This is a genomic window from Clostridium algoriphilum, from assembly GCF_020443705.1.
Lineage (GTDB): Bacteria > Bacillota > Clostridia > Clostridiales > Clostridiaceae > Clostridium_AD > Clostridium_AD algoriphilum.
In genome coordinates, this window is sequence record NZ_JAIZZK010000002.1 from 171,535 (window position 1) to 184,529 (window position 12,995).

Genomic DNA, 12,995 nt, shown 5'->3' on the forward strand with positions numbered 1-12,995 from the left:
CATAGGGGGAATAAAAATGAGGATAGCATTAGTAGCACATGATAAGAAAAAGGATGATATAATTGATTTTGCAAAACGGTACAAAGATGTTTTGGAGAAACATGATTTATACGGAACAGGAACAACAGGAAAATTAATAAATGAACAAGTTGGATTGACAGTTACTAGATTTTTATCAGGACCTATGGGAGGCGACCAACAGATAGGCGCAAAACTTGCACAGGGTGAAATGGATATGATAATTTTTTTGAGAGACCCATTAACACCTCAGCCTCATGAACCAGATATATCAGCACTTCTTAGATTATGTGATGTACATTGTGTTCCACTTGCCACAAACTTAGGTACGGCTGAAGTTTTAATGAGAAGTTTAAAAAATCGTGAATTTTAATAATACACTTAGCAAGCACTGCATATTATGCAGTGCTTGTTTTTTTTGCTGTATAATTGACACTTTTTTCCTATAATATGTAATATAAATAGGAGAAATTAAATATATATAAATAGTAAAAAGAATGCAAGAGGGGGATAAAAATGGGCAATTATAATACGCAATATCAAAGCTATTATAATAATTTAGCAAGAAAGCAAAGAGGATTAAATAAATTTCCTAATGATAATAATAAAAAAAATAGAATAACAAATTTTTATATAAAGAGATTAACCAGAGAATTGATTGGTGTGTTAGCGTTGTTTATTTTTGTTCTGTTTTTTAAAGTAGTAGTTACACCTAAAACTCAACTTGCTTATAACTATTCTAAGCAAGCCATAAATCAGCAATATAATTATAGTACTTTAATTGGTAAAGCAAAGACGGTTAAAATAAAGGATGTACAAGTTATTACAGAAAACTTTATAGAGAAAGTTAAAAGCTCAATTTCAAATAAAGATGCTAGTTTTCAATAATTTAAGTAATGGCTTTGGGGGATTAATTGATAAGAATAAGTAAGTTATTTATACCGTACATTATTTTATTAATAATATTAGGGTTTAAAGGGGAACTGGTAGTAGCTTTTTCTTTTGTATTCATCCATGAATTAATGCATTATCTAACTGCTAGGATTTTAGGATTTTCAGGTTTTGATATAGAAATACTTCCTATAGGAGCTGTACTTAAAGTAAAGGATTTAGATGAAGCAAGTGCTAAAGAGGATTTAATAATTTCTTTAGCAGGTCCCTTATTCAACTTAGTGCTTGCAGCAATTTTTTTCGCTTTATTTACGATATATAATATACCTTATTTGCATTTGATTTATAAAACTAATCTGGCTTTGGGTGTTTTTAACCTTATACCAGCATTCCCACTAGATGGAGGTAGAATACTTAGAGATATACTTAGTGTTAAGACTATATATAGAAAGGCTAATGAAATTTCCATTAGAGTTAGCATGGTACTTGGAAGTGTTTTTATGTTTATTTATTTTGTAAGTGTTGCTGCACAGAAAAGCAACTTTAATTTAGGTCTAATTTCTATATTTATTTTAATATCTTCAATTAAAGAGAAGGAAAGGATAGTATATTTGATTATGGGTTATATTATTAAAAAGAAGTATAGATTTATAAAGAGAGGTTATGTTGAGAATAGAAGTATATCTATTTTTTGTGAAAAAAATCTATTAGATGTTTTAGGAATAATTGATAAAAACAAGTATAATTTATTTACAATTTTAGATGAAAATATGAGTGTTCTAGCTATTTTATATGAAGATGAAGTAATCGAGGCAATAAAAGCCTATGGTAATATAAGCTTAAGTGAATATATTGACATTAAAAAATTAAAGTTAAAGGATACTTTATGAAAATACATCTTGGCAAATAACCAGCCTATCACAGGTTGGTTAGTTTGTTCAAGATTATTTTTTATTTTGAGATTTAACTATCATGTGTTAAAATAAAATGATGTAATAAACGTAAATTATAATTTACTCAAGAGGAAAAAACGAGGAGTGGTTTCTATGAACAAAATTTCCGATGATATCTTATTTAAGGTTGAAAAACCTGCTAGATACGTAGGTGGAGAACTTAATTGTTGTTATAAAGATAAAGAAAAAGTTGATATAAGATTTGCTTTTTGTTTCCCAGATGTGTATGAAGTTGGTATGTCACATTTAGGAAGTAGAATACTTTATCATGTGTTAAACGAAAGATCCGACACCTATTGTGAAAGAGCGTTTGCTCCTTGGCCAGATATGGAAAAACAAATGAGAGAAAATAATATAGCTTTATATGCACTAGAAAGCAAAGATTCTTTAAATGAATTTAATTTTTTAGGGTTTACATTGCAATACGAGATGAGCTATACTAATATACTTAATATGCTAGATATGTCGGGCATTACTATAAGAGCTTCAGAAAGAGGCGAGGATGAACCTATAATTATGGCTGGTGGTCCTTGTGCTTATAATCCTGAACCACTACATGATATAGTTGATTTTTTTGAACTTGGTGAAGGCGAAGAAATAATGAATGACGTATTAGATATTTATAAAAAATTTAAAGGTAAGCGTAAAGAGTTTTTAAGAGAAATATCTAAGATAAGAGGTATATATGTGCCTTCATTATATGAGGTATCTTATAACGAAGATAACACTATTAAAGAATTCAAACCTAAATATGATGATGTTCCTAAAAGCGTTAAGAAAAGATTTGTAGTAAATTTTGATGAAGTTTCTTTTCCGGAGAAAATGGTAGTTCCATATGTTGAAATAGTACATGATAGAGTAATACTCGAGACCTTTAGAGGATGTACCAATGGATGTAGATTTTGTCAAGCTGGTATGATATATAGACCAGTCAGAGAAAAGAGCACAGCTAATCTCATCGATGCTGCGGATAAATTATTAAAGAGTACAGGGTATAGAGAAATATCTTTAAGTTCTTTAAGTATATGTGATTATTCAGATATACGAAACCTTATAACCACGCTAATTGAAAAACATAAAGAAGACCACGTTAGTGTATCTCTGCCTTCTATTAGAATAAATTCTTTCTCAGTAGATTTAATTAAGGAAATACAAAAGGTTAAAAAAACCGGTATAACTTTTGCACCGGAAGCTGGAACCCAAAGAATGCGCGATATAATAAATAAGGGCGTTACAGAAGAACAAATATTAGAAGCTGCCAGCAGCGTTTTTGCTTCAGGTTGGTCAACTATTAAGCTTTATTTCATGGTTGGACTTCCTTATGAAACTATGGATGATGTACGAGGAATTGCAGAGCTTTCAGATAAAGTTGTAGCAGAATACTTTAAGATCCCTAAGGAAACACGAAAAAGAGGATTAAGGGTTACTTCAAGTTCCGCTATATTTGTACCAAAACCATTTACTCCATTCCAATGGGCACCGCAAGCAACAATGGACGAGGTAGTTGAAAAAATAAAAGCAGTTAAGTATGCGATAACAAGTAAGGCGGTTATTTACAATTATCATGAATCTGTAGTTTCGTATCTTGAGGCAGTAATTGCTAGGGGAGATAGAAGAATTTGTGATGTTATAATTAAGGCATTTGAAAAAGGCGCAAAATTTGATGGTTGGTCTGAGTATTTTAATTTTGAAATATGGAAAGAAGCAATGCAGGAATGCGGGGTTTCAGGAGAGTTTTATGCTTATCGAGAAAGAAGTTACGATGAAATACTTCCTTGGGATTTCATAGATATTGGAGTTAATAAAGAGTATTTAATACTTGAGAATGAAAAAGCAAAAAAAGTAGAATTAACCCAAAATTGCAAAGAAGGCTGCACGGAATGTGGCGTTAATGTTAATTTTAAAGAAGGGACGTGTTTTAAAGGTTGCGTTATTTAATTAAGTATACTAAAGATAATGAGATTAAATTTGTTGCTCATTTAGATCTAATGAGAACTATCCAAAAGGTGATTAAAAGATCAGAACTCCCAATAGAATACTCAAAAGGTTTTAATCCTCACATGGCAGTATCCATTGCGCAACCACTATCTGTTGGAGTACATTCAAACGGTGAATACATGGACGTAGTATTGAGTGAAGAGCTTGAAGAAAAGTATATTATGGATAAAATGAATGAAAATACACCACGTGGAATTGAAATTTTAGACGTCGTGAAAGTTATTCCAGTTGAGGGAAAAAAGAAGTCACAAGCCATGGCGATTATTGATGCGGCAAAATACACTATTAAATTTAAATGCACTGACGTAGAAAACGTTAAGGAAATGATGCAATCTCTTTGCAATTTAGACGAATGGAATATTATTAAGAAGAGAAAAAATGGTGAAAAAATGATTAATATAAAACCATTTGTTCATGAATTTGATTATAAAGTAGAAAACTTTGTGATGTGCGTTTCAACTCTTATATCTTGTGGTAGTCGTGATAATTTATCGGCTGGGTTACTATCAGAATATATGAAGGAGAACTTAGAGTTTATTAATAAAGAAACATTCATTGACATAGAAAGAAAAGAAATGTACGCATATAAAGAAGATAAATTAGTCACTCTTAGTGAGTTCTTTAGAAAAATAGTACAATAGGAGTAGGTTAAAGTGAAAGAAATATATATTGAAAGACAAGAAGAATTTTTAAGAATAGCTATAAAGGAAAATAACAAATTAAAGGAATGTTTTATAGAGGAAGAATATAGTGGCCCTATACCAGGAGAAATCTATAAGGGGGTCGTAAAAAATATTGTTCCAGCAATTAAGTGTGCATTTATAGATATTGGACAAAACAAAGACTGTTATATGTATATTGACGACAAGTTTAATAATACCAAGATAAAAAAAGGTGAGGAACTTATAGTTGAAGTTTTAAAAGAAGCAATAGACAAAAAAGGAGCAAAAGTTACTAGTGCTTTTGGAATTCCTGGTACTTATTCTGTTATTGTTAACCTCAACAAAGATATAAGCTTTTCTAAAAAAATAAACAATAGAGATTTTGAGACTATGGTAAAAGACTTACTTGATAAACCAGAGGATATAGGGGTAATGATTAGAACTAATGCTTTTAATGTAGATATTAGTATTTTAAACGATGAAGTTAGAGATTTATATGAAATATATAAATCTATTATAAATCGTGCGAAATATTCACTAAATCCTATTTTACTATTTAGTGATGTAGGAGCTTTAAACAGAACACTTCGTGATATATTAGATAAAAATACTTGCAGAATAGTATTAAACAATGAAAGTGATTATGAGTATGCAAAAAAAGTTACAGAAAACAGGTCAGATATTGACGTAAAAGTTGAACTTCATAATGAAAGCAGAATGCTATTCGATTATTATGGAATAGAAAAGGAAATACTAAGTCTTCGTAATCATAGGATTCCTCTAAAATGTGGAGGAAATATCGTGATAGATAAAACAGAGGCAATGTACGTAGTAGATATTAATTCTGGGAAAAATATAAAGAGTCGTTCACTACAGAAAACTGCACAAAGTACTAATATTGAGGCAGCGACAGAAATTGCAAGACAAATAAGGCTCCGAAATTTAAGCGGAATTATTATAATAGATTTTATTGACATTGAAGATTTAGAGATAAGAAAAAGTATAATAGATGTTTTACGCGAAGGTTTTGCTGATGACAAAAACAAGACAGTAATTTATCCATTTACTGAACTTAATTTGGTTCAAATTGCAAGGAGAAGACGCGGCAAATCTATATATGAGTTTATTGAGGAACCTTGTAAACATTGTGGTGGAAAGAGTAGTAGAGTTAAATTATCATATATTGAGTTTCTGATTAAAAATGAAATTATTAAAATGTTTAAGGAACAAGGACTAAAAGACATATATATCGAGATAGACAAAATCTATGAAAAAGATATTATGGAGAATGTTTTAGTATTTGCACAGCAGATAGGGGCACTTAAGAATCAAGTTTATGTTAATTTTATTCCTCACTTGAAAAATTTCAAAGTTGAATCGCTAATTTTTGCAAATCAAATAAGAAATTTGCAAACATATAAGATATATGGGTAAATATGCTTTACAAACATATGGATATATGTTAAAATGGCTTTTGTAGACCGCACACGTAAGGTTATAAACATACTTGCTTATATTAAAAAAAGCAGATTACATAAAAGTATGTACCTGGGATGGCGAGACTGGATCAAGGAGGTATAATTTATGTACGCAGTTTTAGTTACTGGTGGAAAACAATATAGGGTTCAAGAAGGAGACGTTTTATTCGTTGAAAAATTGGATGCCGAAGTTGAAACAACTGTTGAATTTAATGAGATTCTTGCAGTAGGCAAGGAAGATGGTTTAATTGTTGGAAAACCTTTAGTTAATGAAGCTAAAGTTGTTGCTAAGGTATTAGCACAAGGAAAAGCTAAAAAGATTATAGTTTTCAAATTTAAGAGAAAGTTAGATTACAGAAAGAAACAAGGACACAGACAAGCATATACTAAAATTCAAATCGAGAAGATAGAAGCTTAGTTATGGTTAAAGTTGAAATTGTTCGAAGCTCTGGTAAAGTAGTTTCTTTTAAAATAAAAGGTCATGCTATGCCTAAAGAAAAACAGTTAGATATAGACTTAATTTGTGGTGCTATATCAGCAATTTCTCAAACCACAGTTATTGGAATTGAGGAAGTTTTGAAAATTAAAGCAAAGTATGATATCGAGGATGGATTTCTAAATTTTAATTTAGAAGAGCAAACTCTAGAAGATATCGAAAGATGTCAAGTTTTACTAGAAACAATGATACTTGGACTTAAAAGTATAGAAATTACTTATGGTAAATATATAAAAGTAGAAACAGAGGAGGTGTAATATCATGCTAGTTATGAACCTTCAGTTATTTGCTCATAAAAAAGGAGTAGGTAGCTCAAGAAATGGTAGAGATAGTGAATCTAAGAGACTTGGGACAAAACGTGCAGATGGACAATTCGTCCTTGCAGGTAATATTTTAGTAAGACAAAGAGGAACAAAAATCCATCCAGGAAACAATGTTGGAATAGGTGGAGATGACACTCTTTTTGCTAAAATTGATGGAGTAGTTAAATTCGAAAGAATGGGAAAAATGAAGAAAAAAGCAAGCGTTTATCCTGTTGATGTAGAAATGTCTATTGCTGAATAATTTAAGGCACCCTTAAAGGGTGCTTTTTTAAAATTCTCTTTTGAGGATAGAAATCCTATTTTAGATGATAATAATAATAAGTGAATTACAAAATTATATAATTTCACTTAGAAAACAATGACATAATTTTGTGGATATTTGCAATTTATACATGGACATTTGAAAATGAAAAAGGCCGAAAGGTGCTTTGGAATATATATATAATAACAAAGAAAAACAAATTTATTAATGAAATTTATAAATTAAAAGAAATAGATTAAAATAGAAAATGAACTAAGGTAAGGTGAAATATATGTTTATTGATACAGCCAAAATTTTTGTTAAATCAGGAAATGGTGGAAGTGGATCCGTTTCTTTTAGAAGAGAAAAATATATACCCCTCGGTGGACCAGATGGTGGAGACGGTGGAGATGGTGGTGATGTAATATTAGTAGTTGATGCTAGTATGACTACACTACTCGACTTCTCTTATGCAAGAAAGTTTATAGCAAAAGGTGGAATAGGTGGTTCTGGCTCTAAGTGTTATGGAAAAGCTGGACAAGATTTGCATGTTAAAGTTCCAATGGGTACAATTGTACGCGACGTAGAAACAGATACGGTAATGTGCGATATGTCTCATGATGGTCAAACTTATAGAGTTTGCAAAGCTGGACAAGGCGGAAAAGGCAATGTTAAATTTTGTACACCTACAAGGCAGGCACCAAATTTTGCTGAACCAGGAATGCCAGGAGAAGAACGATGGATTAAGCTTGAACTTAAGTTATTAGCTGATGTTGGACTATTGGGATTTCCAAACGTTGGTAAATCGACTTTGCTTTCAGTAGTATCAAAAGCAAGACCTAAAATTGCTAATTATCACTTTACAACCTTAAAACCAAACTTAGGGGTAGTAAGTGTAAAAGGTGCACAGAGCTTTGTTATGGCTGATATACCCGGAATAATTGAGGGCGCAGCTGAGGGAGTAGGTCTTGGAATAGGCTTTTTAAGACATATTGAAAGGACTAGAATCCTTATTCATGTAGTTGATATTTCAGGTATTGAAGGTAGAGATGCTGTAGAGGACTTTATAAAAATAAATGAAGAACTTAGAAAATATAGTATTAAACTATGGGATAGACCACAAATAATAGCTGCAAATAAAAGTGATATGTTATTTGATGAAGAAGTCTTTGAAAATTTCAAAAAGAAGTTAAATGAATTGGGATATGACAATAGTAAAATATTTAAAATATCAGCAGCTACAAGTCAAGGTGTAGAAGCACTTATGAAAGAAGCCGCTAGAATGTTATCTACTATTCCAGTTACTGAATTAGTAATAGAGGATGAAGATAAATTTGTAATAGAAGAAAAAAGATTTACGTACACGGTTAGAGTTGACGAAGAAGGAACTTATGTTGTTGAAGGAAGTTTTGTTGACAGGTTGCTTAGTGCTGTTAATATAAATGAACCGGATTCGCTTAAATATTTCCATAAAGTTTTAAAAAATAAGGGAGTATTTGAAACCTTGGTTGAAAAAGGAATTCAAGATGGTGATTTAGTAAGATTACTAAACTTTGAATTTGAATTCTTATTATAAAAGATAAAAAGTAATAATTCTTATCTTATAAGAATTTAATTAGGAGGATGTTATGATTACAAGTAAACAAAGAAGTTATTTAAGAACTCTTGCAAATCCATTACAACCATTATTTCAAGTCGGAAAAGCTGGAATAGAAGAAAACTTTTTGAAACAGATAGATGTTGCACTAGAATCTAGAGAGATTATAAAAATCAAAATTCTAAATAATAGTGGAATAACTGCTAGAGAAGCTTCGGACATAATTTGTACAGCTATAGGCGCTGAAGGAGTTCAGACTATTGGTAGTAAATGCGTATTGTATAAAAGGTCTTTAAAAAAGCCAAGAATAGAATTACCATAAAAGCATGTAATTTTACATGCTTTTTCTTCTATGTAAAGTTATAAATTATGCTATTGTTTTATCTAACATTACTTATTATAATATAAGGAAGGTGTTACAGTGAAAAAGGCCATTTTTGGAGGAACATTTGATCCAATTCACAAAGGTCATGTTCTTATCGCATATGAAGCATTATCCATTTTACATTTGGACAAGATTTTGTTCATGCCTGCAGGAAATCCACCAAATAAAATCAATAAAAAAATTACAGATGCTCATATTAGATATGATTTAGTTAAAAAGGCTATAGAAGAAGAAAGCCAATTTGAAATAAGTGATTATGAAATAAATAAAAAAGAAAATAGTTATACTTATGAAACACTTGAATTTTTTAGTAAATATGAAAGTAATATAGAGTGGTATTTTTTAATTGGCGGTGATAGCTTAATGGACTTAGATAATTGGAAAAATGTAGAAAGAATACTGGATAATTGCAAGCTGGTGGTTTACAGTAGGGCAGGATTTAGTGTGGAAGAAGTTCTAAAACAGAAACGGCGTATAGAAAAAAAGTTCAATAATAAAATAATTTTTCTTGATATGCCAATTATAGATATATCATCAACAGGTATTAGAAAAAGTATTAAAAAAGGTATAAATGTTGATTATTCCCTTCCAAGCGGTGTAGAGGGAATAATTAATAAGTTACATTTATATAAATAGGAGCAAAACATTACGGAATTAGTCTCTGTGCTATAGGACTGATAGGAGGATTTAAATGTGGAATGAAAAAGAAATGCTCCATTATTTGCAAATTAATTTAAAAGAAAGCAGATTGAAACATAGCTTAAGCGTTAGTAAGACTGCAGTCAAATTAGCAACTATTTATGGAGAAGATATTGAAAAAGCACGAATTGCAGGATTAGTACATGACTGTGCTAAGAATAAGACTGATGCGGAGCTTATAAAAATTGTTATGGATAATGAAATAGAGATTTGCGATATAGAGCTGCAAAACCCGTCTATTTTACATGGCCTTGTGGGAAGTTTAGTAGCTAGAGAAGTAATGAGCATTCGAGACGTTGATATTTTAAATGCAATTCACTACCATACTACTGGTAGAAAAAATATGAGTACTTTAGAAAAGATTATTTATATAGCAGATTATATTGAACCATTAAGGGTATTTGATGATATAGAGGCATTAAGAAGTTTAACTATGATAGATTTAGATGCAGCTGTGTTAAAGTCATTTGACAACACTATAAAATATGTTATAACCAAAAATGGATCATTGCACATAGATACAATAGATGCAAGAAATTATTTATTAAGTAAACATGGTAGGTGAGGGAATGGGTAATAATAAAAAACGTAAAAAAATAGTGAATTATAAAAGATTTATAACTGTGATTATTTCATTTGTGGTAATAGTTTTTGCATTACTTTTAGGATATATTTATTTTTTTCTAGCTAGTTTTAATAATAGTGCAGTAGATTTATCTAAAAAAGGTGTTGCTACGGAGTTAAACCAAGGTGATTTAGAAAATATCAAGAGTAGTGGAGAATCTTGCAACATATTGGTTATGGGGGTAGATGTAGGTACTCCTGGTTCTACAAGTGCTAATGATCCTAAGCGGACAGATACAATGATACTTGCTCATTACAATGCGACGGACAAAAAAGTTAATTTAGTTTCAATTCCAAGAGACACCTTGGTTAGTATAAATGGTGAAAATCAAAAAATAAATGCTGCTCATGCTATAGGTGGTGTGCCTTATGCAGTTGATGCTGTACAAAATCTATTAGGTATTAAAATTGACTATTATGGCAAGATCAACTATGAAGGCTTTGATAAAGTAATTGATGCTATTGGTGGTGTAAATGTAGACATAAAAAGAAAAATGGATTATGAGGACCCTACTCAGAATTTAAGTATTCATTTTGAAAAAGGTACAGATGTTCATTTAGATGGTAAAAAAGCTGAGGAATTTTTCAGATGGAGAAAAAACACTGATGGTAGTGGGTTCGTAAATGGTGATTTAGGAAGAATAGAAAATCAACATATGTTTATAACTAAAGTTATGGAAAAAATAAAAAGACCAACTATAATATTTAAAATCCCCCGTATTTTATCAGCCGTTAAAAGCTATGTAGAAACTAATATGGATGCCAAAGAAATAATTAAGTATGGTTATATGTTCGCTAGCCTAAATAAAGAGAAACTTTCTATGGCTACCATTCAGGGTGATTTAAAGACTGTAGATGGTGTATCTTATGTAGTATATAATGAAGCTCAAAATGAAACACTTATTTCAGAGTTAAATGATGGCAACACTCGAACAGTTAACAAATCAAAACTTAAAATAAAAATAGTTAATGGAACTAAAACATCGGGACTTGCTAGTGATTATTCAACATATCTCCAAGAAAAAGGATATAATAAAGCAGTAACAGGAAATGGTGAGGCTACTAGTAAAACTAAAATTTTAGTATACAACAGTACTAAAGACATAAAAACAGAACTGGAAAAGGATTTTAAAATAGACAATATTGAATTTTTAACATCAAGTTCACAGACTTATGATGTAGTAGTTATATTAGGCGAAGACCATGAATTAATGCATTAATATGAGGTTCCATAGGTTATAATTTAAATTATTAATATTGTACACTAATGAGGGGGAAATAAAAATGGAAAAAAACATTATAAATACAAATAAAGCACCAGCAGCTTTAGGACCATATTCTCAGGCTGTAAAAGTTCAAAATGTAATATATACCTCTGGACAATTAGCAATAAATGTAGCTACTGGAGAGTTTATAAATGATGATATAAAAAAAGCTACGGCACAATCTTTAGAGAATGTAAAAGCTATATTAGAAGAAGCGGGATCAACTATGGATAAGGTAGTAAAGACTTTAGTTTTTTTAAAGGATATGAATGATTTTGCAGCTATGAACGAAGTGTATTCACAATATTTTAGCACTAATCCTCCAGCTAGATCTTGTATTCAGGCAGGAAAGCTTCCTAAAGATGCAATAGTTGAAATAGAAGTAACTGCTATTGCTTAGTGATAAATTAACCTACGTAGTTAGAGCAAATATCAAGGACGAAAAATTAAGAGATTATTTAAAGTATACAGAAAGTTTATCTGGTAGGTTTATAAAAAGTTCTGGGCTTACTGGAAAAATAACTGTAAATAATAAAGTAGCTAAACTAAATCATAGAATAAATTCAGAGGATATAATAGAAATTGATATGAAGAGAGATGAGCATCAGAATATTGAACCTGAGAAGATGGATTTAGACGTTGTATATGATGATATAGATCTTATTGTTGTAAACAAAAGTCCAGGAATAGTTGTTCATCCAACTCGCGGTTATCCCAATGGTACTCTTGCTAATGGGGTTTTGTATTATTTTAAAGAAAGAGGCGAAAAATGCATTGTTAGACTAGTTAGTAGACTAGATATGGATACCTCAGGACTTATAATAATTGCAAAAAATCAATATTCGCATATGGCGTTAGCGAGAGATATGCAGAGTAAAGACATCCAGAGCAAGGATAATGATAAAAAAGATGCCCAAGGTAAAACCTTTGAGAAGAGTTATATGGCCGTTGTACATGGTAATATGCAAAATAAATCAGGTACCATTGATTTGCCTATTGGTAAACCTGATGAAGAAAGCATTAATAGAAAAGTTTGCGAAGAGGGACAAAGAAGTATAACTCATTATGAAGTTGTAGAGTCTTTTAAAAATGGTGATTTGGTAAAAGTTACTTTAGAAACTGGTCGAACACATCAAATCCGTGTTCATTTTAGTCATATTGGTCATCCACTATACGGAGACAGTCTTTATGGAACGGTGGAAAGCGATTATATAGATAGACAGGCATTACATGCATATAAATTAATTATTCCGCACCCAAGAACTGGGGAGCAGCTTATAATTCAGTCAAAACTCCCTGATGACATTAATAATTTAGTGCGTAAGTTAAAAGCTGAAAGTGATATATAAAAAACACAAAGTATAA

At 30.8% G+C, this 12,995-nt stretch carries 16 protein-coding genes; all 16 read left to right on the forward strand.

Going from position 1 to position 12,995, the window contains the following annotated elements:
• The first annotated feature begins 16 nt into the window (after positions 1 to 16).
• The 16 genes from mgsA to LGK95_RS03160 all read left to right on the forward strand — a co-directional run bounded on the left by mgsA (position 17) and on the right by LGK95_RS03160 (position 12,979).
• The gene (gene mgsA, locus LGK95_RS03085; protein ID WP_226122093.1) at positions 17 to 391 is read left to right on the forward strand and encodes a methylglyoxal synthase; all 375 of its coding nucleotides are present in this window, start codon (positions 17 to 19) and stop codon (positions 389 to 391) included.
• Between the two features lie 143 nt (positions 392 to 534).
• Complete coding sequence (locus LGK95_RS03090; protein ID WP_226122094.1) at positions 535 to 906, forward strand: hypothetical protein; 372 nt, start codon at positions 535 to 537, stop codon at positions 904 to 906.
• Positions 907 to 932: 26 nt separating this feature from the next.
• Positions 933 to 1,799, forward strand: a complete 867-nt coding sequence (locus LGK95_RS03095) for a M50 family metallopeptidase (RefSeq protein WP_226122095.1) — start codon at positions 933 to 935, stop codon at positions 1,797 to 1,799.
• A 156-nt stretch (positions 1,800 to 1,955) separates the two neighbouring features.
• Entirely contained in the window at positions 1,956 to 3,800 is a 1,845-nt protein-coding gene (locus LGK95_RS03100) for a TIGR03960 family B12-binding radical SAM protein (protein WP_226122097.1), read from the forward strand.
• Positions 3,788 to 4,501, forward strand: coding sequence for a TIGR03936 family radical SAM-associated protein (locus tag LGK95_RS03105; protein ID WP_226122099.1), 714 nt, complete (start codon positions 3,788 to 3,790; stop codon positions 4,499 to 4,501). The genes LGK95_RS03100 and LGK95_RS03105 overlap by 13 nt, the downstream gene beginning before the upstream one ends.
• Positions 4,502 to 4,513: 12 nt before the next feature.
• Positions 4,514 to 5,956 carry an Rne/Rng family ribonuclease gene (locus tag LGK95_RS03110; protein WP_226122102.1) on the forward strand — a complete coding sequence of 481 codons (1,443 nt, stop codon included), beginning with the start codon at positions 4,514 to 4,516 and terminating at the stop codon, positions 5,954 to 5,956.
• Positions 5,957 to 6,106: 150 nt separating this feature from the next.
• Positions 6,107 to 6,418 carry a 50S ribosomal protein L21 gene (rplU, locus tag LGK95_RS03115; protein WP_226122103.1) on the forward strand — a complete coding sequence of 104 codons (312 nt, stop codon included), beginning with the start codon at positions 6,107 to 6,109 and terminating at the stop codon, positions 6,416 to 6,418.
• Between the two features lie 2 nt (positions 6,419 to 6,420).
• Positions 6,421 to 6,753, forward strand: a complete 333-nt coding sequence (locus tag LGK95_RS03120) for a ribosomal-processing cysteine protease Prp (protein ID WP_226122105.1) — start codon at positions 6,421 to 6,423, stop codon at positions 6,751 to 6,753.
• Between the two features lie 4 nt (positions 6,754 to 6,757).
• Positions 6,758 to 7,060, forward strand: coding sequence for a 50S ribosomal protein L27 (gene rpmA, locus LGK95_RS03125; RefSeq protein ID WP_226122107.1), 303 nt, complete (start codon positions 6,758 to 6,760; stop codon positions 7,058 to 7,060).
• A 292-nt stretch (positions 7,061 to 7,352) separates the two neighbouring features.
• Positions 7,353 to 8,636, forward strand: a complete 1,284-nt coding sequence (gene obgE / locus LGK95_RS03130; protein ID WP_226122109.1) for a GTPase ObgE — start codon at positions 7,353 to 7,355, stop codon at positions 8,634 to 8,636.
• A gap of 52 nt (positions 8,637 to 8,688) precedes the next feature.
• Positions 8,689 to 8,979, forward strand: coding sequence for a ribosome assembly RNA-binding protein YhbY (gene yhbY / locus LGK95_RS03135; RefSeq protein WP_226122119.1), 291 nt, complete (start codon positions 8,689 to 8,691; stop codon positions 8,977 to 8,979).
• A 99-nt stretch (positions 8,980 to 9,078) separates the two neighbouring features.
• Complete coding sequence (nadD, locus tag LGK95_RS03140; protein ID WP_226122121.1) at positions 9,079 to 9,678, forward strand: nicotinate-nucleotide adenylyltransferase; 600 nt, start codon at positions 9,079 to 9,081, stop codon at positions 9,676 to 9,678.
• A gap of 55 nt (positions 9,679 to 9,733) precedes the next feature.
• Positions 9,734 to 10,306 carry a bis(5'-nucleosyl)-tetraphosphatase (symmetrical) YqeK gene (gene yqeK / locus LGK95_RS03145; protein ID WP_226122128.1) on the forward strand — a complete coding sequence of 191 codons (573 nt, stop codon included), beginning with the start codon at positions 9,734 to 9,736 and terminating at the stop codon, positions 10,304 to 10,306.
• A 4-nt stretch (positions 10,307 to 10,310) separates the two neighbouring features.
• A complete protein-coding gene (locus LGK95_RS03150) occupies positions 10,311 to 11,585 on the forward strand; it encodes an LCP family protein (protein WP_226122133.1) in 1,275 nt (424 codons plus the stop codon).
• 64 nt (positions 11,586 to 11,649) lie between these two features.
• Positions 11,650 to 12,030 (forward strand): RidA family protein, encoded by a 381-nt coding sequence (locus tag LGK95_RS03155; protein WP_226122134.1) that lies wholly within the window; start codon positions 11,650 to 11,652, stop codon positions 12,028 to 12,030.
• The gene (locus LGK95_RS03160; protein WP_226122136.1) at positions 12,023 to 12,979 is read left to right on the forward strand and encodes an RluA family pseudouridine synthase; all 957 of its coding nucleotides are present in this window, start codon (positions 12,023 to 12,025) and stop codon (positions 12,977 to 12,979) included. The genes LGK95_RS03155 and LGK95_RS03160 overlap by 8 nt, the downstream gene beginning before the upstream one ends.
• The last annotated feature ends 16 nt before the right edge of the window (positions 12,980 to 12,995 follow it).

What these genes read in the sequence shown, in the direction of transcription:
- mgsA (WP_226122093.1), top strand. Translation starts at nt 17, where the DNA reads ATGAGGATAGCATTAGTAGCACATGATAAGAAAAAGGATGATATAATT.
- LGK95_RS03090 (WP_226122094.1), top strand. Translation starts at nt 535, where the DNA reads ATGGGCAATTATAATACGCAATATCAAAGCTATTATAATAATTTAGCA.
- LGK95_RS03100 (WP_226122097.1), top strand. Translation starts at nt 1,956, where the DNA reads ATGAACAAAATTTCCGATGATATCTTATTTAAGGTTGAAAAACCTGCT.
- rplU (WP_226122103.1), top strand. Translation starts at nt 6,107, where the DNA reads ATGTACGCAGTTTTAGTTACTGGTGGAAAACAATATAGGGTTCAAGAA.
- LGK95_RS03120 (WP_226122105.1), top strand. Translation starts at nt 6,421, where the DNA reads ATGGTTAAAGTTGAAATTGTTCGAAGCTCTGGTAAAGTAGTTTCTTTT.
- rpmA (WP_226122107.1), top strand. Translation starts at nt 6,758, where the DNA reads ATGCTAGTTATGAACCTTCAGTTATTTGCTCATAAAAAAGGAGTAGGT.
- obgE (WP_226122109.1), top strand. Translation starts at nt 7,353, where the DNA reads ATGTTTATTGATACAGCCAAAATTTTTGTTAAATCAGGAAATGGTGGA.
- yhbY (WP_226122119.1), top strand. Translation starts at nt 8,689, where the DNA reads ATGATTACAAGTAAACAAAGAAGTTATTTAAGAACTCTTGCAAATCCA.
- yqeK (WP_226122128.1), top strand. Translation starts at nt 9,734, where the DNA reads ATGTGGAATGAAAAAGAAATGCTCCATTATTTGCAAATTAATTTAAAA.
- LGK95_RS03150 (WP_226122133.1), top strand. Translation starts at nt 10,311, where the DNA reads ATGGGTAATAATAAAAAACGTAAAAAAATAGTGAATTATAAAAGATTT.
- LGK95_RS03155 (WP_226122134.1), top strand. Translation starts at nt 11,650, where the DNA reads ATGGAAAAAAACATTATAAATACAAATAAAGCACCAGCAGCTTTAGGA.